Source organism: Clostridium sp. SGI.024 (assembly GCF_050315195.1).
Lineage (GTDB): Bacteria > Bacillota > Clostridia > Clostridiales > Clostridiaceae > Clostridium.
The window spans coordinates 1-26447 of the sequence record NZ_JBNPON010000022.1 but is presented as its reverse complement, the minus strand read 5'-3'; the positions used below and the strand labels follow the sequence as shown (position 1 = coordinate 26447).

Genomic DNA, 26447 nt, shown 5'->3' with positions numbered 1-26447 from the left:
ATTAATATATCTCTAGAATTTAAATTCTAAAATATATATTATTCTTTCTTACCTTTTTTAGTTTTCGCTAATCCTAACATAGATGAAATAGCTAATAATAGATATGGGAACATACCTTTATCACCAGTATTAGGAGCATTAGGTTTTATTGCTCCATTTTCTTCTGTTTTTTCTTGTTCTTCTGTACCAACAGAATTATCTGATCCTGATGAATTTGTTGTCTCTTTTATTATTACTATTCTATCTACAGTAGTTACATTTCCTACTTCATCTGTTACTGTATATGTTACTGTATATTTTCCAGGCTTAGTTACATCTAGTTTATCTATATTTACTACTATATTACCTGTTAAATCTCCTTCTTCAAAATCTTTTGCAAATACTCCATCTAAAGCTTCAAATTTATCCCCTACTTTAATTGCTACATCTGTAGTACCTATTATTTCTGGTGCTCCATCTATTGTTACTACTCTCTTTATTGTAGTTACATTTCCAGCTGCATCTGTTACAGTATATATTACTTCATAATTTCCTGGTGTATCTACATCTACATCTCCAGTTACTGTTATAGTTAATTCTTTACCTTCAGTATCTTTTGCAACTACTCCTGCTAATGGATCAAATTTACTTCCTACAGTAAGTGTTATATCAGTAGCTCCTGTTATCTCTGGAGTTCCATATACAATTACTTCCCTTTCTACTGTAATTGTATTACCTGCTACATCTTTTGCTTCATATACTACTTCATATCTTCCAGGATTTTTTACATCTACTGTATTTTTAATTACAGTTACATTTAAGTCATTACCTTCAGTATCTTTAGCAGTCACTCCATCTAACTCATTAAATGTATCATTTACTTTGATTATTTTATCATCAGCTCCTGTTATTACTGGAGTTCCATATACAATTACTTCTCTTTCTACTGTTTTTATATTTCCAGCTGCATCTTCTACTGTATATGTGATTTTTTGTGGTCCTAACACATTTTCATCTATAGTTCCAGTTACTGTTACTTTTAAGTTATTACCTTCAGTATCTTTTGCAACTACTCCAGCTAATGGATCAAAGGTACTTCCTAATTTTATCGGCTTATCATCTGTTCCTGTTATTGTTGGTTCTCCATATACTGTTATTGTTCTTTCTACTGTTTTTATATTTCCAGCTGCATCCTCTACTGTATATGTGATTTTTTGTGGTCCTAACACATTTTCATCCACTTTTCCAGTTACTGTTATTTTTAAGTTATTACCTTGAGTATCTTGTGCACTTACTCCAGCTAACTCATCAAAGGTACTTCCTAATTGTATTGCCTTATCTTCTGTTCCTGCTACTATTGCTATTCCATATACTGTTATTGTTCTTTCTACTGTTTTTATATTTCCAACTACATCTTCTACTGTATATGTGATTTTTTGTGGTCCTAACTTATTTTCATCTATAGTTCCAGTTACTGTTATTTTTAAGTTATTACCTTCAGTATCTTTTGCACTTACTCCAGCTAATGGATCAAAGGTAGTTCCTACTTTTAACAGAGCATTATCTGCTCCTGTTATTATTGGCTCTCCATATACTGTTATTGTTCTTTCTACTGTTTTTATATTTCCAGCTTCATCTTCTACTGTATATGTGATTTTTTGTGGTCCTAACACATTTTCATCCACAGTTCCAGTTACTGTTATTTTTAAGTCATTACCTTGAGTATCTTTTGCCTCTACTCCAGCTAACTCTTCAAAGGTACTTCCTAATTTTATCGGCTTGTCATCTGTTCCTGTTATTGTTGGTTCTCCATATACTGTTATTGTTCTTTCTACTGTTTTTATATTTCCAGCTGCATCTTCTACTGTATATGTGATTTTTTGTGGTCCTAACACATTTTCATCAATAGTTCCAGTTACCGTTACTTTTAAGTTATTACCTTCAGTATCTTGTGCAACTACTCCTGCTAACTCCTCAAAGTTGCTTCCTAATTGTATTGCCTTATCATCTATTCCTGTTATTATTGGTTCTCCATATACTGTTATTGTTCTTTCTACTGTTTTTATATTTCCAGCTGCATCTTCTACTGTATATGTGATTTTTTGTGGTCCTAACTTATTTTCATCTATAGTTCCAGTTACTGTTATTTTTAAGTTATTACCTTCAGTATCTTTTGCCTCTACTCCAGCTAACTCCTCAAAGGCACTTCCTAATTGTATTATCTTATCATCTGCTCCTGTTATTATTGGCTCTCCATATACTGTTATTATTCTTTCTGCCGTAGTTACATTTCCAGCTCTATCTGTTACTTCATATACCACTTTATATTTTCCAGGATTTTTTACATCTACTGTATTTTCAATTACGTTTATACTTCCCTTTAAGCTTCCCTGTTCAGGATCAATTGCATCTACTCCATCTAATTCATTAAAGATGTCATTTACTTTGATAGCTTTATCATCAGCTCCTGTTATTTCTGGTGCCTTATCCCACACTGCATAAAGTGTTATTGATGCTGCTCCCATTCTATCAGTGTCTGTAATTAAACCACTTCCATCTTGATTTGTAGCCCATCCAACTAGTTTATATCCATCTCTTGTTGGTAGCTCATCTCCTGTTAATAAGTTTAATGAATCTTTTATTGACTCATCAAAAGGTACTTTTATTGATGTTGTATTACCAGCATTTCCACCATTTGCATTAAGAGTTATTGTATATTCTACTTTTTCCCACACTGCATAAAGTTCTATTGGTGATGATCCCATTGTTTCATTGGCTGTAATTATATCGTTAGCAGTTCCTTGAGGATTTCTAGACCATCCTACAAATGTATAACCATCTCTTGTTGGTTTGTCAGCATCTTGTAATTTATCTAATGCATCTTTTATATTATCTTCAAAAGGTACTTTTATTGATGTTGTATTACCAGCGTTTCCACCATTTGCATTAAGAGTTATTGTATATTCTACTTTTTCCCACACTGCATAAAGTGTCATTGGTGATGATCCCATTGTTTCATTGGCTGTAATTATATCGTTAGCAGTTCCTTGAGGATTTCTAGACCATCCTACAAATGTATAACCCTCTCTTGTTGGTTTGTCAGCATCTTGTAATTTATCTAATGCATCTTTTATATTATCTTCAAAAGGTACTTTTATTGATGTTGTATTACCAGCATTTCCACCATTTGCATCAAGAGTTATTGTATATTCCATTTTTTCCCATACTGCATAAAGTGTCATTGGTGATGCTCCCATTTTATTAGCGTCTGTAATTAAGCCACTTCCATCTTGGTTTGTAGCCCATCCAACTAGTTTATGCCCTTCTTTTGTTGGTAGCGCATCTCCTTTTAATAAATCTAATGCATCTTTTATCTTATTATCAAAAGCTACTTCTATTGATGTTGTATTACCGTCAATTCCACCATTTGCATCAAGAGTTATTGTATATTCTACTTTTTCCCATACTGCATAAAGTGTCATTGGTGATGCTCCCATTTTATTAGCGTCTGTAATTAAGCCACTTCCATCTTGGTTTGTAGCCCATCCAACAAGTTTATGCCCTTCTCTTGTTGGTAGCGCATCTCCTTTTAATAAATCTAATGCATCTTTTATCTTATCTTCAAAAGCTACTTCTATTGATGTTGTATTACCGTCAATTCCACCATTTGCATTAAGAGTTATTGGATATTCTATTTTTTCCCACACTGCATAAAGTGTTATTGGTGATGTTCCCATTCTATCAGTGTCTGTAATTAAACCACTTCCATCTTGATTTGTAGCCCATCCAACTAGTTTATATCCATCTCTTGTTGGTAGCTCGTCTCCTGTTAATGAATTTAATCCAGTTTTTATTAACTCATCAAAAGCTACTTCTATTGATGTTTTAGTACCATCATTTCCACCATTTGAATCAAGATTTATTGTATATATTATTTTTTCAAAATGTGCTTTTATAGTAATATCTGAATTTACTTCAAATGGGAAGTTAAATATTGCATCAGTATCAGCATTTGTATACTTAACAAATCTATACCCAGTATTTGGTGTTATAGTTCCTGGCTCTTGTATTGTAGTAGCTGCCCAAGCTTTATAAGCTAAGGAATGCCCTCCTGATACTGTTCCATTTCCATCAGTTATTATGTTAACATTAATTGGTTCAATAAATCCAACATTTATATAATCATTTATATCTGGTGTCATTGAATTATTTGGTATGCTAACAGTTATACTACCATCTATATCATTTGTACTTAAAATATCTGAGTCATATTTATATGAATCTCCTGAAACTATTGTTTGCTTTGTAAATCTTTTAGCATCAGTTGCATTTGCATTTATAGGATTACCGTCATTTTTCACTCTAATTTCATAGTTTCCAGCTGGTAGCCCTTCAAATTTATACTCACCATTTGAATTTGTTTTAGTAGTTGCTACCTCTATTCCTTTATCCTTATCCCATAATTTAATTTCTACATCTTTTAAAAGCGTATCAGTTACAATATCATATAATCCATTTCTATCATTATCTAAAAATGCTATACCTTTAATTTGTCCTATAGCTAATTTCATACCTACAGAATTTCCTTGTAGCATTACTACAGATCCACTATCATATCTTCTAGTGTAAAATGCATTAAATACATTAAGAGATCCTACATATGCTTGTGGTAAATTATCTGATGCTTTAAAAGTAAACTTTATTTCTCCAATAACTCCTGGATTTATATCATTTTTAGCTATAATTTTTATAACATCTTTATCTGGAGAAGGAGTACTAGTATATGGATCATTTGTATTTTGGCTTGACCCATATGTAATTTCAAATATATCTGCTAATTGTATTATAGCTCCATTACTATCTTTAACAGTAATATCAGGAATTCCATGTAGTTCCATGTCCCAAGTAAATTCTTCTTCTTGAACTTGAGGGCCCATATAAACGCCTTTTTTAGGAATTGGTATATAAACTGCAACTTCTTTCGTTGCTTTTATAGTATTATTCTCAATCTTAACTATAAAGTCTATAAGTCTATCTTTTGTTATCTGTATAGCTGTATTTTCATCATTTTTATCATATGGTTTTTTATCAACATCGCTTCCATTATCTCTAACATGTGTTGTTACGATAAGATCACTTGTTTTTATTATATCAAATGGTTTAGACTCACACCTTCCAAGAGATCTGTTTTCTCCTGGAATTAAGCCAAACTTATCTGTTGTAACTACTATATCTGCACTTGTATAATATCTATCTATATTGGCATCTTTTTTCCCTATAAAAATCATATCATTTATATTAAAATTCCCACCAACATAAGACTCTACATCAAAATCAAATTCAATATTAAGACTTGGATTAATGGCTAATGTTATTGGATCAAATCCACCTATCTTAACATCATTAGTTTCAAGGGTATATATTGTTGCTCCATCTACTGAACTTGTATGTTCAGTAATAATAGGTGTTATCTCCACATTGTTTTGCTTTAATTTTATGCTTGTTTTTGATAGATTAAAGCCTTGTGGCATTCTTATAATTATTTCAGGATTTTCTAAGTAATTCGATAAATCGTTTTGTCTAGTAAATCCTCTATTAGCATCAAAAATAGTTTTAGCTTTATATGATTTAAGTGTAGTTGAAGATCCTGATTTTTGCGTAACAGAAGTCCCCCCTACTGTTATAGCTATGCTTTCTGGCTTAGCCACTTTAGTTATTTCTCTAGTTATCTCTCTAGTTATATTTGGATTATCTTTAGAATATACTTTTACTGTTGTACTTCCTTGAGACTCACCACTTTTTAACTCTCCAAAGCTTATAGCATATTTATTATGTCTTCCTTTATCAAGATGCTGAAAATCTTTCTGTATACTGTTAACTTCAAAAGTTACATTTTCAAAGTATTGATCTTTAGCAATTGGTAATTTATCTCCATCTATTAATCTTTTAGCTCCTCCAAAATCAGCAAGATCATTAGGGTTTAAATTATATACTGTTGGGTCTCCAAATAGTGTATATTTTATATCTACTACATCAGTAATACCCTCTGGTATTAAAACTTTTCTAGTATTCCAATTTGAAAAATTGTACTCAAATACTTGATTAGTATATTCTATCAAAGTGGCCTTATCTAAATATATATATCCACCTATAGATAAACTATTTCCATTATAATCATGATAATATCCATCTAGTACAGTCATTTCTATAATAGAACCTAATGTACTTGGATCAACTACTTGTACACTATCTACTTTATCTGCTATTAAAGTTTCTTTATGTCCATCATAATATTCAACTTCCATAGTATTATTATTTTGTGACTGTATAGTTCCATATGGAGCATTACTATCTACCTTATAAGTTAAACTAACATTGCTATTTTCTATGGTTGGACCTGGAATAGATATTATAACTTTATTTTCAGCTGGCTTTTTATCAACAATGGCACCACTTGGTAAATTGTTAACACCTACAAAAGTCGTATGTTCAGGATAATACATAGTTAATGTAGCATTTTTTATATATGTAAAACTCCTTATTCCATTACCATCAGTTTCTACTTTAGAGGTTGTATTTCTATAATAATTATATGTATTACCATTATCTCCTCTCTGTACTTGAATGGATCTTCCTATTGTACTTGTATTTAAAGAATCATTTTTTTCACCTAGTGAAGTACTATTTATAGCTTTTACATTAATAGATTCTGATGCTTGTTCTATGCCATCTTCTTTTACTGTAACTTTAATAGCATTAGCTATTTCTTTTGGCCCATAGTATTTATACCTATCTACAGACGCTCTAACTACAATATTTGCTACTGTTGCTGTACTATTAATTTCATATGATAACTTACCACTATATTGATTAGTAATTAAGTCTTTATCAGGTCTTTCTAAAACCTTTGATATTATGGCTTTATCTTCATTTGTGCCTTCATACTCTATTTCATTTGAAGTACTTCCTACTACTGGATATTTATCAAATGCCATACCTTCTTCTAATTCTATTTCTACTACTTTTTTCTTATTCATATTATCAAATTCTACAAGTATAGAAATTTCATTAGAATCACCATATCCCCACTCAAAGGAACCTTGGTTAGATGTAACTTCTAATTTATTTACTTTCTTAGTTGCTGAATTATCATTTTGTTCTGAAAGATTTGTTTTATCTGAAAGATTTGCTTCATCTAGAAGTAAACTTTCTTCACTTTTTTCATCAGTATTTTCTTCTTTATCAGCATTTTCACTTTCATCAATATCTAAAGCTAGGTTTTCTTCAGTTTCCTCTTCTATGCTTACAGTATTAGCAATATTTTCACTAGCTTTTTCTATCTCAATTTCATTAGCTAAAACTTCTAATGTTGGAGAAACAGTATTTGTAAAGACCATTGCTGCCACTATTAAAGCTTTAATTCTATTATGCATATATTCCCTCCCACCAAACATAAATAAGTTATTTTTTATTAGTATTTTAATGCTAGATAAAACCATCTACTATAAAAGTTTAATTTTTTTCTTTTTTTTACAAACTTTGCACTTAATGATAACAAAATATTTACTATTTTGCAATAATAATATTCCATATATAGTCTTTATATTATACTATTTTCACCAAGATATTTTACCTATTTATTTATCAGAAAAAAATAAATAAAGTGTATAAAACTGATATTATCACTCTTATACACTTTATTTCATTATTATTTAGTTTCTTTACAATATTAAGTACCTCAATCTGATACTTGGAATATAAATTTTTAAACTTCTAACTTAAATCATAATATCTAAACGTTTACTAAACTATTAAAAATATATTTATTTAAATCTAGAACTGAACAGTATAGCTAATTTTATCTAAGTTTTCTTCCATAAATACATCTTTAAGAGTTAGTGTATTTTCTCTTAAATCTACTATATTAGATAGTTGATATCCCCATTTCCAGTTATAGTTATTATAAGAATTGAAAGACTTATTATTTTCATTAATGGCAAAGGGTTCACTTAGATTTCCCATTGCTAAAACTTTAGCTTTATTCTCATCTGTATCATCTACTAAAACAAATTTCTCGAATTGATTATAATTATTAGGTAAATTAGTTAAGGCATATATCCCCTTTTCTATAATATCATTTACAGAATCCTTAGTTGCTTTTAAAACCACTATATTTTCTTGCCCCATTAAACAACTTGTTAAACACATAAGATCACCTCATCTTTTTATATCTCCCTTATAATTTATTATACATTTAATTTTACCAAATATTTTGAATTTTTTCAAAATTTATAGATAATTAAACAAGAGATTTAAAAAATCGTTATATTTTTATTATTTATAATTAGAGTATGCATTCTAATATTATTTTATTATTATATTCTAATTACTACTGCAAATATTTACTACTCCTATAAAACTATTTTTTTTTTACAATTATATATATGAAAATACACACCCTTATATTGTAAGAGTGTGCATTTATATATTAAACTTCTTTTGATAGTTTTTCTAAATCAGCTATTATTACATTAACTAAGTCTAACTTTCCTTTAGCATAGTCCTTTTCATTTAACCAATCAATTCCAAGTTCTAATGCTTTTTTTGTTTCCTTATATTCATTTAATAATGTCTTTATTAATTCTTCTCTCATAATAATCTCTCCTTTAATTACACTCTATTCAACAGTGACAGATTTTGCTAAGTTACGAGGCTTATCTACGTCACAGGCCTTTTGCTTAGCCATATAATAAGCTATTAATTGAAGTGGTACTACTGATAATACTGGAGTTAATAGTGGGTTTGTTCTTGGTATATAAACTATATCATCACAAACTTCTTTGGCATCTTCATCCCCTTCAATTGCAATTCCTAATACCTTTGCCCCTCTTGTAACTACTTCTCTAATATTACTTATCATCTTATCTTTTAATCTATCTTCTGTTAATAATGCTATTATTGGAGTATCCTTTTCTATTAAAGCAATTGGACCATGCTTTAACTCTCCACCAGCATATGCTTCTGAGTGAATATATGATATTTCCTTTAGCTTTAATGAGCCTTCTAATGCTACAGCATAGTCAACTCCTCTTCCTAAAAAGAATAAATCTTTATTCATATAGTGTTTTGAAGCATATTTTTGTAGCTCATCTTTTTTGTTTAATATTAATTCTACCTTTTCAGGTAATCCTAGTAATTCTTCTTTTATTTCTTCTGATAATTTATTATCTAAAGTTCCTTTAAGTTCTCCAAAGTATAATCCTAAAACATAGAATGCTATTAATTGTGTTTCATATGCCTTTGTAGATGCAACTGCAATTTCTGGACCTGCCCAAGTGTAAATAACATGATGAGCTTCTCTTGAAACTGAGCTTCCAACAACATTTGTAATAGCAAGTACTTTTGCTCCTACTTTTTTAGCATCTCTTAAAACTGCTAAAGTATCTGCTGTTTCTCCAGATTGGCTAACAACTATTACTAATGATTTTTCTGTTATAAGTGGCTCTCTATATCTAAATTCTGAAGCTATATCAACTTCAACTGGTATCTTAGCTAATTTTTCTATTATAGTTTTTCCAACTAAACCTGCATGATAAGCTGTTCCACAGGCAACTATAAATACTCTGTCGAAGGATTCTAATTCTTCCTTTGACATATTTATATCATCTAATTTAACTGGTGTATTTTTCAAAACTCTAGATGTTAATGTATCTTTTATAGCTTTTGGCTGTTCATGAACTTCTTTTAACATAAAGTCTTCATAACCACCTTTTTCAGCTGCATCTACATCCCAAGTAACATGATAAATCTCTTTATCTATCTTATCTCCATCCTCTGTTTTAATTTCTACTCCATCCTTAGTTATTATTACAAATTCTTTATCTTCTAATAAATAAACTTCTCTTGTATGGTTAAGAACTGCTGGTATATCAGAAGCTATAAAGTATTCATCTTCTCCAAGCCCAACTATTAATGGACTATCTTTTCTAACTGCTACTATTTTATCTGGTTCATTTTTGCAGATAACTCCAATAGCATAGCTTCCTTCCATTTTAGCTGTTGCTTTAGTTACAGCTTCAAATAAATCACCTTCATAGTAGTAATCCACTAAATTAGGAATTACTTCTGTATCTGTTTCTGAATAAAATTCATATCCCTTGTTTCCTAACCATTCTTTAAGTTTTATATAGTTTTCTATAATCCCATTATGAACAACGCTAATTGTTGCATTTTCGTTTGTATGAGGATGAGAATTTATATCTGATGGCTCTCCATGAGTAGCCCATCTAGTGTGTCCTATTCCTATTTCTCCACTTAAAGGACTTTTATTTAAGTTATCTTCTAAATTCTTTAAACGTCCTTTATATTTTCTAACCTTTATTTCTCCATCTTTTAGTACAGCTACTCCAGCTGAGTCATATCCTCTATATTCTAATTTAGATAATCCCTCAACTAATATTGGAGATGCTTCCTTCTTTCCTACGAATCCAACTATTCCACACATATTTTATTCTTCCTTCCATTGTCTATTATTTTTTGATTAAAAATTAAAGAGCTATCTTTATACTTCTAATATTCCATAGCATCTTGAAGGTTTTAACACCTAGCTAATATTGTGCTGTAAATCACTTTACAGTTTTGTTAGCTGTTAACGGTAGTGTGAATACCGTGGGGCACCCGCCGAAGTATCGATACTCCCCAACCTCGTCAACTTAAGTGACACCCCAAATCTTCGATTTGGTTGGTGGAACTTACTCAGCGAGCGAATGCGAGTCGAGTTTCCTTTAAAAATAAGCTTTATATAATTAAAAACTTATTATTACTTTCCTAAAGTTAGTAACTTCTCCAAAAACCAATAAAAGTCTTGGATATTATAGGAAACTCCTTCTCATATTCATTCGAAGGAGTAAGTTCGCCTATCCAAATGTAAAATTTGGAGGCTCACTTAAGTTCTGGCGCTTTATTCTACTTTTCTATCCTCCTTTCTTAGGTATTATGTTATTTAATTTACAGTATATATTATGCAATTAGCCTTAATATATACACTAATTTTAGCATACTTTTTCTTAAAATCAACGATTTTTATTTAAATTTAATTATTTTATACCAAATTTTAAATATAATTCTATATTACTCTTATTTCCTCCTGTTTACTCTTGTTAACAACTATACATGTAGATGTCTAGACATGCTTGCAATATCTAATTGGTAATTCATAATGAATAATTATAGTTCAATAATAAAAATCAATATTAGCTTTAAATTGAATAAAACATTCTTTATATTATTTTCTCTTATATTTTTTATGATAACCATTCCCCTCCTTAAAGTTAAAAAGTAGTTAATATTTAATGTACAAATTAAATATTAACTACTCCAATAAATTTATCTATCAATTTTAATTTTTCTTCTCTTGATAATTTTTTTATTGCATATTCTCTCTTCATGGCTTCTTTTTTGTCTTCAAACTCTTCAAAATACACTATTTCTACTGGAAGCCTAGCTCTTGTATATTTAGCTCCCCTACCACTATTATGAGCTTTAAGTCTCTTTTCTAAAGATGTTGTCCAACCTGTATATAAAGTATTATCCCTACATTTTAATATATAAACATAATTCATTTCATCACCTGTCTAAATTTTATTATAACTAAATAAATTATACCTCAATAAAAGTCTATATTAAATAATGATATACTCCCTATAAATAATGATTATGTCTCTTTTCAAAATAATACTCTCCCTTTAAGCAATTAATTATTATTTTAAGCAACTTCATTAGATGTACTTATATATATAAAAATGAATAAAAAAGTTTATTTTTTTTGTAAAACTATTTTAAATTTTATATAAATTTTGTAAAATATTTATGAACAAAAGATTTTTTTGAGAGGAGTTTTTTTATGCAAAATTTAAAATTTTTAAAATCATTTCATATTATATCTAGTTTACCTATTCAGGTATTTGATAAAAATTTTAAATCTATCTATGTATATAAATCAGATAAAGCTCAATTATTAGACTATAATTTTAGTTATAATTTTAATTCATCAAAATTCCAAAAAAATTTAAATGAAATAAAAATAATAAATGGATTCTTTAATGAATTATATATTTTTTATCCATATAAAGATATATATATTTTAATTGGTCCATTTAGATATAACAATATTGATAAAAACTTATTGTCAAAAAAATTCTCCCATATAAATGCTGGATTAGAGGAAAGAACCGAAATATATAAATATTTAGTTAATTTAAAGTTATTTTCTTTAGGAGATATTCATGACATAATTATTCATCTAAATTATTGTATAACTGGTAATTTTACAGATCCATTATCAAAAGAAGTGGAGGATTACTTAGATAAATTTTATCTTAAATTAGAGAAATCAAAACTACATGTCCTTACATCTAATTTATTTGATAAAAACATTTATCTATTTTACTACGAGAAAGAAATTCTTCAATGCGTTAAAAATGGAGATGAATCTAAATTAAAGGAATTAATTCTTCAATTAAGTAACTCTCCTACTCCTTATCTAACAGGAGATGAGTTTAGAAGTTGTAAAAATTACAGTATTACTTTTTTTGAAAAGCTTTCAAATATAGCAATAAATCTTGGTGTGGATATTATCGAATCCTATAGGAGTAGAGATTTATTTATAACAGATATGGAACTTGCAAAAACTCTTTCTGAAGTATTAAAAATTAGAGAAGCTGCAATAATATATTTCACTCGTTTAATTGGAAATAACAAAAAGAACTATTCACCTTTTATTACTAATGTAATACAATATATTTCACTTAATACTTATAGTTCATTAAAAACAAAAGAAATTGCTAAACATTTCTATATAAGTGAAACATGTTTACGCAATAAATTTAAAAAAGAAACTAATATGACTCTTCAAGAATTCATTACTAAAAAAAAGATTGCGGAATCTAAAGAATTGTTAAAGTCTAATATTTCTATAAATGAAATAGCTTTAAAATTAGGTTTTTTTGATGCTTCTCACTTTTCTAAAACATTTAAAAATTCAACTGGTATCACACCAAAACAATATCAATTAATTAATAAATCTATTTTATAAACACTACATGTAATTCTCATATGACTTAATATACATTTATTAATAAATAGTTTTTCAATTAATAAAAAACAATACTAATATTCGTTGCAAACAACAAATCAGTTAGTTTTGTTTTTATGCAAAACTAACTGATTTCACTTGAAATGCTTTTAAAATAAATAAATTATTATTCTATAATACCTATTATTAATAAAGTTGCTTTAAATAAGAAACATATAATCTATAAGATATCACTTAAGTAATATTTAGAAAATTCATTAATAAATTCATTTAATGCACTTTGTATTACTCCCTTGATTTTACAATTAGGGTTTATACAATTATTTTTATAAAAACATTCTTCCATATTTAAGTTTTTTTCTGTTATACTGATTAATTCTCCTAAATTTATATCCTTTGGATCTAAGCCTAACATTATTCCCCCTGTTCTGCCTTTCGTTGATATAATAAACTCCGTTTTACCTAACTTATTTATTATTTTTTTTAAATGATGCCTGGATACTTCTAACTTATTCGATAATTCTTCTGTCGTAAAAACATTTTCTCTATTATTAGCTAAATAAACTAAAGTTCTTAAAGAATAATAAGTAAATTTAGATAAATGCATATTAACCTCCTATACAATTACTATTTTTTAAGATTTTATATCAAAATTATATTATTATTCAAAGTTTTTTTGAATATTTGAACTTATTTCGATTTTTTAATACTTTTTTTTATTTTTTTTACTAGAAGATGATTACACTTCAGATTATTCAAGATTTGCTAGAGAAAAAAGAGCTATCGCTAGCAGTTTTTTACCCGCTAATACAATAGCCCTTTTAAATTAACTAATATAAATATTTCTTTAAAACAAATCCACTTTTTAATATAAATCTAAAATCAATCCGCATAATATAGTAATAACATAAACTAGATTTGTAATAACAAAGTTTTTTACAGCTAAAATAAATGTATCTTTTTTAGTTTGAAGCTTGTTAAATTTATTAATATTTCCTTGAACTACTTTTAATACTAATAAAGTTACTATTGAAACTACTGGCAATGCTCTAATTAATATACCAATAAATATAGAAATAAATCCAATATAGTATAGCCATTTAAATACCCTTAATGCATTTTCTTTACCGATATATATTGGTAATGTATATCTTTTATTTTCTATATCTTCATCTATATCACAAATATTATTTGCAAGCATTATATTTGAAATTCCCATTATTGGAGACAAACATATTATAAATATCTTAATTAATTCTATGAAATTAAAACTGATATTTATATTACTTAATTCATTAATATTTACACTTAATATTCCAGCGTCAAATATATGAATATAAATAGATAAGAATGTTATTATAAATCCCATAGCAAGTCCAGAAAAAATTTCTCCAAAGGGTGTTCTTGAAATTGGAATTGGACCAAAGGAATAAGTAATTCCAATTACAAAAGATATAGCTCCAATTAATAAAACTATAATATTAGTATTTTTAACTAATATTAATCCTAAAGTTACTGCTACAACTAGCATAGTACAAATTAAAGTCCTAACTACTTTTGGATTTAAATTATGACTTACTATTGCATTATGAGTTTCATATCCATATCCTTCTTTTTTAATTGCCTTTGCGTAATCTATATAATTATTTATTACTGTTGTAGTCATATCAAAGATTATCATTGATAAAAACATTATAATTGCATTTTTTAAATTAAAATTTTCATATCTGTATAAAACATAAAAAGTTCCTAATAAATATGGAATAACACTTGCTACTTTTGTCTGTATTTCCACTAGCTTTAAAAAACTTTTAATATCCATTTAATTTCCTCCTTATTTATTACTTAAATATTTTAACATAAGTTAAAAAGTGTATCTATGTAATTTTACTCTTGAAATCATAGTAAAATTAAAAGATACACTTTTTAGTGAAGGTTATATTTTATTATTAATCTAATTTCTTAGTATCTATCCAGCTCATCATTTCTCTAAGTTCTTTACCAACTTTTTCAATTGGATGTTCTGCTTCCATTTTTCTTCTTGCATTAAACATTGGTCTTCCAACTTGGTTTTCTAATAACCAGTTCTTTGCAAAGGTTCCATCTTGGATTTCTTTTAATACTTTCTTCATTTCTTTCTTTGTTTCATCTGTAACTATTCTATCCCCAACCATGTAGTCTCCATACTCTGCAGTATCAGATATTGAATATCTCATCATACTCATACCACCTTGATATAGTAAATCTACAATTAGTTTCATTTCATGTAAACATTCAAAGTATGCATTTTCTGGTGCATATCCTGCTTCTACTAATGTTTCAAATCCAGCCTTTATAAGTGCTGTACAACCACCACATAAAACTGCTTGTTCACCAAATAAGTCTGTTTCTGTTTCATCTTTAAATGTAGTTTCTAAAACACCTGCTCTTGCGCCACCAATACCATTAGAATATGCTAATGCTAAATCTCTAGCATTTCCTGTTGGATTTTGATATACAGCTATTAAACATGGAACTCCTGAACCTTCAGTATATGTTCTTCTTACCATATGTCCTGGTCCCTTAGGTGCACACATAAATACATCTACATCTGCTGGTGGAACTATTTGTCCATAATGAATGTTAAATCCATGAGCAAATACTAAGGCATTTCCTGCTTCTAAATTTGGTGCGATTTCTGATTTGTAAACTTGTGCTTGTCTTTCATCTGGTAACAAAATCATTATAACATCTGCTGCCTTTGCTGCTTCTGCAACTGTTGCAACTTCTAAGCCTGCTTCTTCAGCTCTCTTCCATGATTTACTTCCATTATAAAGTCCAACTACAACATCTACTCCACTTTCATGTAAATTTAATGCATGTGCATGACCTTGACTACCATATCCAATTATTGCAACTTTTTTCCCCTTTAATAAATCTAAATTTGTGTCCTTTTCATAATACATTTTTGCCATTTTTCTAACCCCCTATTATTTATACATCTTCTTCACTTATTATTTCATTAATTGGTGCACCTGGTGCAACCATTGGAAATACTTTCTTGTCGCTTTCTATTACATAATCTATTACAACAGGTCCTTTGTATTCTAAGGCTTCCTTTAATACAGGAACTAATTCTTCTTTTTCAAAGACTCTATATCCTTTACCACCAAAGGCTTCAGCTACTTTCACAAAATCTGTTGTTCTATTTAAAGTTGTTGATGAATATCTTCCCTCATAGAAAAAGTTTTGCCACTGTCTAACCATTCCTAAGGAATTGTTATTTAATATTATAACTATTATAGGTAGATTATTTTTAGCTGCTGTGGCTAATTCATTGCAGTTCATTCCAAAACTTCCATCACCAGCAATATTTATAACTTGCTTATCCTTTAGTGCCATTTGAGCTCCAATTGAAGCCCCTAATCCATATCCCATAGTTCCAAGTCCCCCTGATGATATAAAGGTTCTTGGTGTTTTAAATTTAAAGTATTGGGAAGCCCACATTTGATGCTGTCCAACTTCTGTTGTAAGAACGAAACTTCCATCATCTAACTCACTTAATTTTCTAAATAGGAATTCTGGTGTTAATTCTCCTGTTTCAGAAGTATCTTCTACATTTAAGGCTTTAAGTTCTCTCATTTTTTCAAGCCACTCTTCATTTTTCTTTTCTTTAAGAAGTGGAATTAATTTTTGAAGAACTATTTTTAAATCTCCCACTACAAAGGCATCTACTTTTACATTTTTATTTATTTCTGCAGGATCTACATCTATATGAATTACCTTTGCATTTTTAATATGATTTTGATTGCTTATAACCCTATCACTAAATCTTGCCCCAAGATTTATTAATAAATCGCATTTACTAGTTAATATATTAGAAGCTTTACTTCCATGCATCCCTATCATTCCCGTATATAATGGATGATCATAAGGGAATGATGACATTGCCATAAGAGATGTTGCAATTGGAGAATTTATTTTATTAACTATTTCCTTAAGTTCTTCATAAGCTCCTGATGCTACTATTCCTCCCCCTGCATATATAAATGGATTTTCTGCTTCATTAATTAGTCTTGCTACACTTTCTAAGGCTTCCTTAGTTATATACTTAGTTTTTCTTTCAACCTCCGTATGAGGCATTGGTTCATATATTGCCTTAGCTGCTGTTATATCTTTAGGTATATCTATTAATACAGGACCTGGTCTACCTTCCTTTGCTATATAAAAGGCTTCTTTTACTATTCTCTGCAAGTCATTAACATCTTTAACAATATAATTGTGCTTTGTTATTGGCATTGTAATTCCTGTAATATCTACTTCTTGGAAACTATCCTTTCCTAATAATGGTTTAGTTACATTTCCTGTAATAGCAACCATAGGAATAGAATCCATATATGCAGTTGCAATTCCAGTAACTAAATTAGTTGCCCCTGGTCCAGATGTAGCTAAACAAACTCCAACTTTACCAGTAGCCCTTGCATATCCATCAGCTGCATGAGAAGCCCCTTGTTCATGGGCAGTTAATACATGAGTAATCTCATCTCTATATTTATAAAGCTCATCATATATATTCAAAACAGCTCCACCCGGATATCCAAATATAGTGTCAACACCCTCATCTAAAAGGGTTTTTATTAAAATTTCAGCTCCAGTTATAATCATAAATACCCCCCTTTTTTTAATGTAGAATGAAAAATTATTAATCTTTCATAACTCAGCTTGTCTGAGTTATTTCCTTAATTCTACATTTTACATTTTAAATTCTTAATTATTTAAGTATTGCTCCTGTGCTTGCAGAGCTTACTAGCTTAGCATATCTTGCTAAGTACCCTTCTGTAACCTTTGGTGGCAATGGTTTGAAGTTCTTTCTTCTTTCTTTTAAAACTTCCTCATCTACTAATAGTTCTAGTTTTCCATTTGGAATATCTATTGAAATAATATCTCCTTCTTCTACTAGTCCTATTGTTCCACCTTCAGCTGCTTCTGGAGAAATATGTCCTATTGCAGCTCCTTTAGTTGCTCCACTGAATCTTCCATCAGTTATTAATGCTACGTGCTTATCTAAACCCATTCCTGCAATTGCTGATGTTGGTGATAACATTTCTCTCATACCTGGACCACCCTTAGGTCCTTCATATCTAATTACCACTACATCGCCTTTAATTATTTTCTTAGAAAGAATTGCTTCAATTGCATCTTCTTCTGAATCAAATACTCTTGCTGGCCCCTTATGCACTAACATTTCTTCTAAAACTGCTGACTTTTTAACTACTGCTCCATCTGTTGCTAAATTCCCTTTTAATACCCTTATTCCACCAGTTGAACTAAATGGCTCCTCTATACTCTTAATGATATTGTAATCAAGTACTTCTACTCCCTCTAAGTTTTCCTTATGAGTTTTGGATGTAGCTGTTACAGAATCTAAGTCTAAAAGATCTTTCTTTGAAAGCTCCTTCATAACTGCTTGAATTCCACCAGCCCAATATAACTCTTCAATATGAGTATCTGAAGCTGGTGCTAATCTACAAAGATTAGGTGTTACTTCTGATACTTCATTTATCATATCTAAATTTAAATCTACTTTTGCTTCATTTGCTATTGCTGTTAAATGAAGAACACTATTTGTAGAACATCCTAAAGCCATATCTACAGTTAATGCATTTCTTATAGATTTTTCATTTACTATATCTCTTGGCTTAATATCCTTTTCTAATAAGTCCATTATTTTCATACCTGCATATTTAGCAAGTCTCATTCTTTCTGAATATACTGCTGGTATTGTTCCATTACCAGGTAATCCTAAACCTAAAACCTCTGCTAAGCAATTCATTGAATTGGCTGTAAACATACCTGAACATGAACCACATGTTGGACATGCTTTATTTTCCATATCACACAAATCACCTTCTAACATAGTACCATTCTCAAATGCCCCAACTGCCTCAAACATAGTTGAAAGAGATACGTCCTTACCCTTAAACTTACCAGCTAGCATTGGTCCACCGCTAATAACTATTGCTGGTATATTAAGTCTTAATGCAGCCATCATCATACCAGGCACAATCTTGTCACAGTTTGGTATTAATACAAGTGCATCAAAAGCATGTGCCTTAACCATACATTCAATAGTGTCTGCTATAAGTTCTCTTGTAACTAAGGAATATCTCATTCCTTCATGCCCCATTGCTATACCATCACATACTCCTATAGTTGGAAATACTATTGGAGTGCCTCCAGACATAAGTACTCCTTTTTTAACTGATTCAACTATTTTATCTAAATTTATATGACCTGCTATTATATCATTTTGTGAAGTTACAACACCTATTAATGGTCTGTTGATTTCTTCATCTGTTAACCCTGTTGCCTTTAGTAATGATCTATGTGGTGCCTTTTGTGGACCTTTTTTTATCACATCACTCCTCATATATTTCACCTCTCATTTTACATATTTTCTAATACTAGCTTTCCTATCTCACTAGTTCCAACTAGCTTCATTCCTTCGCTCATTATATCACCTGTTCTATACCCATCTTCTAAAACCTTAACTACTGCTCCTTCTATAAGTCTTGCTTCATCTTCTAAATTAAAGCTGTATCTTAGCATCATTGCTGCAGAAAGTATAGTTGCTAATGGATTTGCAATTCCCTTTCCTGCAATATCTGGAGCACTACCATGTATAGGCTCATACATTCCAAGCTTTCCTTCTCCTAAAGATGCTGAAGGTAGCATACCAATTGACCCTGTTATCATACTTGCTTCATCTGATAAAATATCTCCAAACATATTAGAAGTAACTATTACATCAAATTGCTTTGGATCCCTTACTAATTGCATAGAAGCATTGTCCACATACATGTGATTAACATAAACTTCTGGATAATCTTTAGCAACTTCCTCTATAACACTTCTCCAAAGTCTTGAAGTCTCTAATATATTTGCTTTATCTACACTTGTAAGTTTTTTATCTCTTTTCATAGCTGTCTCAAAAGCAATCTTAGCTATTCTTCTTACTTCATTTACATTATATCTTTCAGTATCATAAGCACCTTGTACTCCATCTACTTCTTCTCTTCCTCTTTCACCAAAATATATTCCCCCAGTTAGTTCCCTAACTACGCATATATCTATTCCATCACCTATTATGTTATCTTTAAGAGGTGATGCATCCTTTAAAGGTGCATATAATAAAGCTGGTCTTAAATTACAATATAAATTAAGTCCTCCCCTTAATCCAAGCAATGCTTGCTCTGGTCTAACCTTGGCATTTGGATCATCCCATTTAGGTCCTCCAACTGCTCCAAGCAATACTGCATCAGCTTTTTTACAAGCTTCTAAAGTTTCCTCTGGTAAAGGTGTGCCTTTCTCATCTATAGCACATCCCCCTGCTAATAAATACTCATATTCAAAAGTATGATTAAATTTATCCCCAACACAATTCAAAACATTCACAGTTTGTTCCACAACCTCTGGACCAATTCCATCCCCAGGTATTATAGCTATTTTATAATTCATCTTATAACCCCCTAAATTGAATGAACATGAAGAATGTAAATTGTAGAATTGTTGAAATAATTCAGCTTGGCTGAATTATAAAATTTCTAAACTCCGTAGGAGTTTATTCCTTAACTATTCACTCTTAATTCTTCACTATTACCTCTTCACTATTACTTATTTACTCTTACTTATTACTTACTTTTAATGTAGTTAACTAGTCCTCCACAGTTTATTATATTTTGCATAAATTCTGGGAATGGCTCTCCTTGATATTCTTGATTTTTAGTATTATTTTTTATAATTCCTGTAGTAAAATCTATTTCAAGTTCGTCCCCTGCATCTATTGCTTTAACTGCTTCATCACATTCTAATATAGGTAATCCTATATTTATTGCATTTCTATAAAATATTCTTGCAAATGTTGATGCTATAACACAACTTACTCCACTTTCTTTTATAGCTATTGGTGCATGTTCCCTAGAGGATCCACATCCAAAGTTCTTATTTGCAACGATAATATCACCCTTTTGAACTTTCTCTGTAAACTCTTTATCTATATCTTCCATACAATGTGCTGCTAATTCCTTTGGATCAGAGGTATTTAAATACCTCGCTGGAATTATTACATCTGTATCAACATTATCTCCATATTTAAAAACTCTACCTTTTGCCTTCATTTAAAATCCCCCTTTTTATAATGTAAAATGTAGAATCTAGAATGTAGAATTATGGATAATTCAGCATAGCTGAATTTGAAATTTTATTTCTTAACTTAGCTTTGCTAAGTTATTTCCTTAATTCTTCATTTTTCATTCTTAATTCTTAATTTCCTCAGGGTTTGTTATCTTCCCTGTAAGTGCTGATGCTGCTGCAACTGCTGGACTCGCTAGGTATACTTCTGATTCAACATGTCCCATTCTTCCTACGAAGTTTCTATTTGTAGTTGAAACAGCTCTCTCTCCTTTTGCTAGGATTCCCATATGTCCTCCTAAGCATGGCCCACAAGTAGATGTTGAGAATACTGCACCTGCTTCTACTAAATCTTTTATTATTCCTTCTTCTAAAGCTTGAAGGTAAATTTTTTGAGTTCCTGGGAATATGATACATCTAACTCCCTTTTTAATTTTCTTTCCTTTTATAATATCTCTTGCTATTCGTAAATCAGAGATTCTACCATTTGTACAAGAACCTATAACTACTTGATCTACTTCTACATCCCCAACATTATCTATAGTTCTTGTGTTATCTGGTAAATGAGGGAATGCTACTGTTGGTCTTAATGTGCTTAAATCTATTTCATAGACTTCATCATATTCAGCATCTTCATCAGCCTCATAAACCTTCCATTCTCTATCTGAATGATCTTTTAAATATTCAATAGTTACATCATCAACTGGGAATATTCCGTTTTTTCCACCGGCTTCTATAGCCATATTTGCCATTGTAAATCTATCATCTATTGAAAGATACTTTATTCCATCTCCAACAAATTCCATAGATCTATATAATGCTCCATCAACACCTATCATACCTATAATGTGAAGAATTATATCCTTACCACTTATCCACTTAGCAGGCTTATTCTTTAAAACAAATTTTATAGCTGATGGCACCTTAAACCAACACTTACCTATAGCCATTCCAGCTGCCATATCTGTAGAACCTATTCCTGTTGAAAAAGCTCCTAAAGCTCCATAAGTACAAGTGTGTGAATCTGCCCCAATTACAACATCACCAGCAACTACTAGGCCTTTTTCTGGAATAAGACAATGTTCAATTCCCATTTCACCAACATCAAAGTAATTAGCTATATCCTTTTCTTTTGCAAATTCTCTTATCATTTTATTTTGTTCTGCTGCTTTTATATCTTTGTTTGGAGTAAAATGGTCAGGTACTATTGCCACTTTATCTTTATCAAAAACTTTTTCTAACTTTAATTTATAAAATTCATTAACTGCTACTGGTGATGTAATATCATTACCTAGCACTAAATCTAAGTTAGCTTCAATTAATTGCCCTGCCTTTACACTTTCTAATCCTGCATGGGCTGCAAGAATTTTTTGAGTCATAGTCATACCCATGTTTTTAGTCCCCCTTTTTAAAAATAAGTCTTTAATTTTTTTTCTATATCTTTTATTAATTTATATTCTATTGAATCAACTAAAGCTATTAAACTAGCCTCTATAACGTCTCTAGATACTCCAACCGTACTCCAATTTTCCATTCCGTCTGTTGATTCTATTAAAACCCTTACCTTTGCTCCTGTGGCACTTTCTGAATCTAAAACTCTAACCTTATAATCTATAAGTCTTACTTCTTTTAACTGTGGATAGAAGTTTTCAAGGGCTTCTCTTAAAGCTTTATCTAAAGCATTAACTGGTCCATCTCCCTCTGCTGCTGTCATTTTATTTTTTCCTTCAACTACCACATTTATTAAAGCTGTTGATGTAAAATCCTTCGTATTCCATGGTTGTTCACCAATGGTTTTAAAGTGTTTAAGTTCAAAGAAAGGCTTGTACTTTCCTATAGTCTTTCTAATTAAAAGTTCTACTGTACCTTCTGCCCCTTCAAATTTATAACCTTCATATTCTAACTCTTTAAGCCTATTAGTTATTTTCTCAACTTCTTCACTATCTCTAGTTATACTTGGAAATACCTTTTGAATTTCTTTTAAAATAGTACTTTTTCCACTTACTTCAGATACTAAGAACCTTCTGTAATTACCTACCATTTCAGGCTTTATATGCTCATAAGATTCTGGAGTTTTACAAATTGCATCTATATGCATTCCTCCCTTATGTGCAAAGGCTGATGAACCTACATATGGCATATTATCTAAAAGCTTTATATTTGATATTTCTGAAATATATTTTGCTGTTTTTGTAAGCTCCAAAAGCTTATTTTCAGGAATTACTTCATATCCAAGTTTTAATTGTAATGTTGGTATTATAGATGATAAATTTGCATTACCACATCTTTCACCAACTCCTATAAAAGTACCTTGTACATGAGATGCCCCACATTCTATAGCCATTATTGAATTTGCTACAGCCATTCCTATATCATTATGACAATGAATTCCTATCTTACCACCTACTAAAGATACTACTTCAGTTACTATTTCTTTTATTTCAGAAGTTAAAGTTCCCCCATTAGTATCACAAAGGGTTATTACATCTGCCCCAGCTTCCTTTGCTGACATTAATGTTTTGATAGCATATTCACTATTTGCCTTATATCCGTCAAAAAAATGCTCTGCATCAAAAATAACTTCTTTATTATGACTTTTAAGATATATTATAGAATCCCTTATCATATTTAAATTTTCATCTAATGATGTCTTTAATATTTCTTTTACTTGAAAATCCCATGACTTACCAAAGATAACAACTACTTCTGTGTCTGCTTTTAATAAACTTTTTATATTATTGTCATCTTCAGCTTTAATATTTGCTTTCCTCGTTGCCCCAAAGGCTGATAATTTTGAGTTCTTAAGTTCTATTTCCTTAATTCTCTTAAAGAACTCCATATCCTTTGGATTAGATCCAGGATTACCAGCTTCTATATAAGAAACCCCCAGTTTATCTAAAGCAATAGCAACCTTTATCTTGTCCTCAAGAGAAAATGAAATATCTTCACCCTGTGCCCCATCTCTTAATGTAGAATCAAAGATTTCTATATACCTTTTGCTCATTGCTTACCCCCTTATTTGAATGTAAAATTAAAAATGTAAAATGAATAATTAAGGATAATTCAGCATAGCTGAATTTTAATTTTCTATTTTATAACTTAGCTATGCTAAGTTATTTCATTAATTTTACATTTTACATTCTTCATTCTTCATTTTAATTAAAGTATTCTCCATAATTAGTAATATCCTTATCGCCTCTTTCTAAAGCAACTATTCCTGTTCTAACTATTTCTACTATTCCGTAATCTTCCATTAACTCTATTAGTGCGCTAATCTTACTATCATCACCTGTTAATTCTATTGTTACAGTATTATGTGCTACATCTATTATCTTACTTCTAAATATTTTTACTACTTCATTTATTGCCCCTCTATTTTCTGCTGAAGCTTTTACTTTAATTAGAACCAGCTCTCTATATATTGAATGTTCTGATTCTAATTCATGTACTCTTAAAACATCTTCTAACTTATTAAGTTGTTTGGTAAATTGTTCTAAAACATCGTCATTTCCCATTAATACAATAGTCATCCTTGATATTTCTGGATTTTCAGTTCTTCCTACTGTTAAACTATCAATATTAAATCCACGTCTTGCGAATAATCCTGAAACTCTAGTTAAAACTCCTGATGAATTTCTAACTAATACAGATAATACATGTCTTTCCAAATTCTTAGCCCCCTTTTAAAAAATTGTGTAAAAAAACCACCCTTAATGAAAGAATCATTATGGTGGTATATAATTCCGCCTTAATTTCTACAATCACTAGGTTCAAACAAACCCTTGCCTTTAACGGTGCTTACCGGTTACCACTTACTTATACTTATTCGTAATTTCTGTGACACTGCTCTAGAGTGATTATTATTTAGTAAAGTATCCATTCTCACCTAACATGGACTCTCTGAAACTTTTAATCTAAATAAAGGTCTCCTTCATTGCATTTGAAATCTTAAGGTCATATTAAGTTTTGCTATTGTTAAGATTTTACTACCCTTCTCATCCTATGTCAAGAATTTTAAGAAAACTTTGCCAATTCACTTTTTAAAAGCTTTTTTATATAGGGTTTATTATCATTTTGTTAATATTTTATAGATATTATTAATAATATTTCGAATATTTCTATTATTATATACTTATATTTTATATTTATTTTCATTAATTTAACAAATTAATATATATTATATATAGGTAATTCTATAATAAATACAAAATATACAACTAAAACACATAAAAAAGTATCTTCAAATTTAAAATTGTCTTCTCATAAGATCCATTTTATACTTAATTTCCTTCATTTAATACGTTCTAACCTATCTTTAGACATGTCATTGATACAGAAGAATTTTGAATACTTTTATGAACAACTTGAACTTTATCAGCTTTTTCTTGTGCACCTATTACATATAAAAGGGGTAAAAAATGCTCATCTGTTGGTACTGCAAGTTTTGATATATCTCCTAAAGCTTTATAGTTAATTAAAGTATTATGACTATAATTTTTAACTGCACTAACAATATAATCATCAAAGGCTTCAGCCCATTCATGTGGCTTTCCATAAAGATCATAATCTGCTACTCTTAAATTATGAACTATATCTCCACTGCCTATTATTAATATCCCTTCTTCTCTAAACTTTACTAGTTTTTTACCTATATTATAATGTTGTTCTTCTGTCAACAATCCATTTAAGCTTAGTTCAAAGGTAGGTATATCAGCTTTAGGATAAAGATACTTCAAAACTCCCCATGCAGCGTGATCTAATCCCCACTCATCAGTAAGTTTTACATCTTCTTTTTTTAATTCATTAGCAACCATTTCAGCGTATTTTTCTCCACCTTCTGGTTCATATTTTATATTATATATTTCCTCTGGAAATCCATAAAAATCATAAATTTGTCTTGGCTTTTTACTGTATGTTATATATGTTCCTTTAGTTTTCCAATGAGCTGAAATTATAATAATAGCTTTTGGTTTTTCTAACTCTTTTCCAAGTTTTATTAAGGAATTTGTATATTCATTATCTAAAACCACGTTCATTGGACTTCCATGAGCTAGAAATAAAACTGGCATTTTCTTATTCATTTTATTACCTCATAATTTTCATTTATTATACACATACTAACCATAATTATCCATAAAGTCAAATGTACTTTTTATAAATAAAAAAGTTATTCACATTATAACTCTTCTAAAACGGAATAAACAAA

At 29.7% G+C, this 26447-nt stretch carries 17 protein-coding genes; 1 reads left to right on the top strand and 16 read right to left on the bottom strand.

From position 1 onward, the window contains the following. Positions 1-38: 38 nt before the first annotated feature. The 5 genes from ACQRD5_RS08200 to ACQRD5_RS08180 all read right to left on the bottom strand — a co-directional run bounded on the left by ACQRD5_RS08200 (position 39) and on the right by ACQRD5_RS08180 (position 11600). Positions 39-7412: an immunoglobulin-like domain-containing protein gene (locus ACQRD5_RS08200; protein WP_427746680.1), complete on the bottom strand. Its 7374-nt coding sequence runs from the start codon at positions 7410-7412 to the stop codon at positions 39-41. A gap of 400 nt (positions 7413-7812) precedes the next feature. Continuing rightward, the gene (locus ACQRD5_RS08195; RefSeq protein ID WP_320901103.1) at positions 7813-8187 is read right to left on the bottom strand and encodes a hypothetical protein; all 375 of its coding nucleotides are present in this window, start codon (positions 8185-8187) and stop codon (positions 7813-7815) included. Positions 8188-8467: 280 nt separating this feature from the next. Beyond that, complete coding sequence (locus ACQRD5_RS08190; RefSeq protein ID WP_294170615.1) at positions 8468-8632, bottom strand: hypothetical protein; 165 nt, start codon at positions 8630-8632, stop codon at positions 8468-8470. Between the two features lie 24 nt (positions 8633-8656). Next, on the bottom strand, positions 8657-10483 hold the full coding sequence (gene glmS, locus ACQRD5_RS08185; protein ID WP_294170617.1) for a glutamine--fructose-6-phosphate transaminase (isomerizing): 1827 nt from the start codon (positions 10481-10483) through the stop codon (positions 8657-8659). An 856-nt stretch (positions 10484-11339) separates the two neighbouring features. Beyond that, positions 11340-11600 carry a GIY-YIG nuclease family protein gene (locus ACQRD5_RS08180; RefSeq protein ID WP_294189250.1) on the bottom strand — a complete coding sequence of 87 codons (261 nt, stop codon included), beginning with the start codon at positions 11598-11600 and terminating at the stop codon, positions 11340-11342. 281 nt (positions 11601-11881) lie between these two features. Between ACQRD5_RS08180 and ACQRD5_RS08175 the strand changes: the two genes are divergently transcribed. Further along, the gene (locus tag ACQRD5_RS08175) at positions 11882-13072 is read left to right on the top strand and encodes a YSIRK-targeted surface antigen transcriptional regulator (RefSeq protein WP_291629781.1); all 1191 of its coding nucleotides are present in this window, start codon (positions 11882-11884) and stop codon (positions 13070-13072) included. Between the two features lie 220 nt (positions 13073-13292). Here the strand turns inward: ACQRD5_RS08175 and ACQRD5_RS08170 are convergent, their stop codons facing one another. From ACQRD5_RS08170 to ygiD, 11 genes are all read right to left on the bottom strand, one after another. Next, positions 13293-13679, bottom strand: coding sequence for an RrF2 family transcriptional regulator (locus ACQRD5_RS08170; protein ID WP_294170622.1), 387 nt, complete (start codon positions 13677-13679; stop codon positions 13293-13295). Between the two features lie 258 nt (positions 13680-13937). Then, positions 13938-14894, bottom strand: a complete 957-nt coding sequence (gene menA / locus ACQRD5_RS08165; RefSeq protein ID WP_291629785.1) for a 1,4-dihydroxy-2-naphthoate polyprenyltransferase — start codon at positions 14892-14894, stop codon at positions 13938-13940. A 127-nt stretch (positions 14895-15021) separates the two neighbouring features. After that, the gene (gene ilvC, locus ACQRD5_RS08160) at positions 15022-16026 is read right to left on the bottom strand and encodes a ketol-acid reductoisomerase (RefSeq protein ID WP_291629786.1); all 1005 of its coding nucleotides are present in this window, start codon (positions 16024-16026) and stop codon (positions 15022-15024) included. A 19-nt stretch (positions 16027-16045) separates the two neighbouring features. Beyond that, complete coding sequence (gene ilvB, locus ACQRD5_RS08155; protein WP_320627699.1) at positions 16046-17716, bottom strand: biosynthetic-type acetolactate synthase large subunit; 1671 nt, start codon at positions 17714-17716, stop codon at positions 16046-16048. 106 nt (positions 17717-17822) lie between these two features. Continuing rightward, a complete protein-coding gene (gene ilvD / locus ACQRD5_RS08150; protein ID WP_291625283.1) occupies positions 17823-19481 on the bottom strand; it encodes a dihydroxy-acid dehydratase in 1659 nt (552 codons plus the stop codon). 17 nt (positions 19482-19498) lie between these two features. Beyond that, entirely contained in the window at positions 19499-20569 is a 1071-nt protein-coding gene (gene leuB / locus ACQRD5_RS08145) for a 3-isopropylmalate dehydrogenase (RefSeq protein WP_291625285.1), read from the bottom strand. Between the two features lie 173 nt (positions 20570-20742). Then, on the bottom strand, positions 20743-21228 hold the full coding sequence (gene leuD / locus ACQRD5_RS08140; RefSeq protein ID WP_291625287.1) for a 3-isopropylmalate dehydratase small subunit: 486 nt from the start codon (positions 21226-21228) through the stop codon (positions 20743-20745). A gap of 138 nt (positions 21229-21366) precedes the next feature. Further along, on the bottom strand, positions 21367-22632 hold the full coding sequence (gene leuC, locus ACQRD5_RS08135) for a 3-isopropylmalate dehydratase large subunit (RefSeq protein ID WP_291625289.1): 1266 nt from the start codon (positions 22630-22632) through the stop codon (positions 21367-21369). A gap of 17 nt (positions 22633-22649) precedes the next feature. Next, a complete protein-coding gene (gene cimA, locus ACQRD5_RS08130) occupies positions 22650-24245 on the bottom strand; it encodes a citramalate synthase (protein ID WP_291625290.1) in 1596 nt (531 codons plus the stop codon). A 151-nt stretch (positions 24246-24396) separates the two neighbouring features. After that, positions 24397-24909 (bottom strand): acetolactate synthase small subunit, encoded by a 513-nt coding sequence (gene ilvN, locus ACQRD5_RS08125; protein WP_291625292.1) that lies wholly within the window; start codon positions 24907-24909, stop codon positions 24397-24399. A gap of 636 nt (positions 24910-25545) precedes the next feature. Continuing rightward, positions 25546-26322 (bottom strand): 4,5-DOPA dioxygenase extradiol, encoded by a 777-nt coding sequence (gene ygiD / locus ACQRD5_RS08120; protein WP_291625294.1) that lies wholly within the window; start codon positions 26320-26322, stop codon positions 25546-25548. Positions 26323-26447 lie beyond the last annotated feature (125 nt).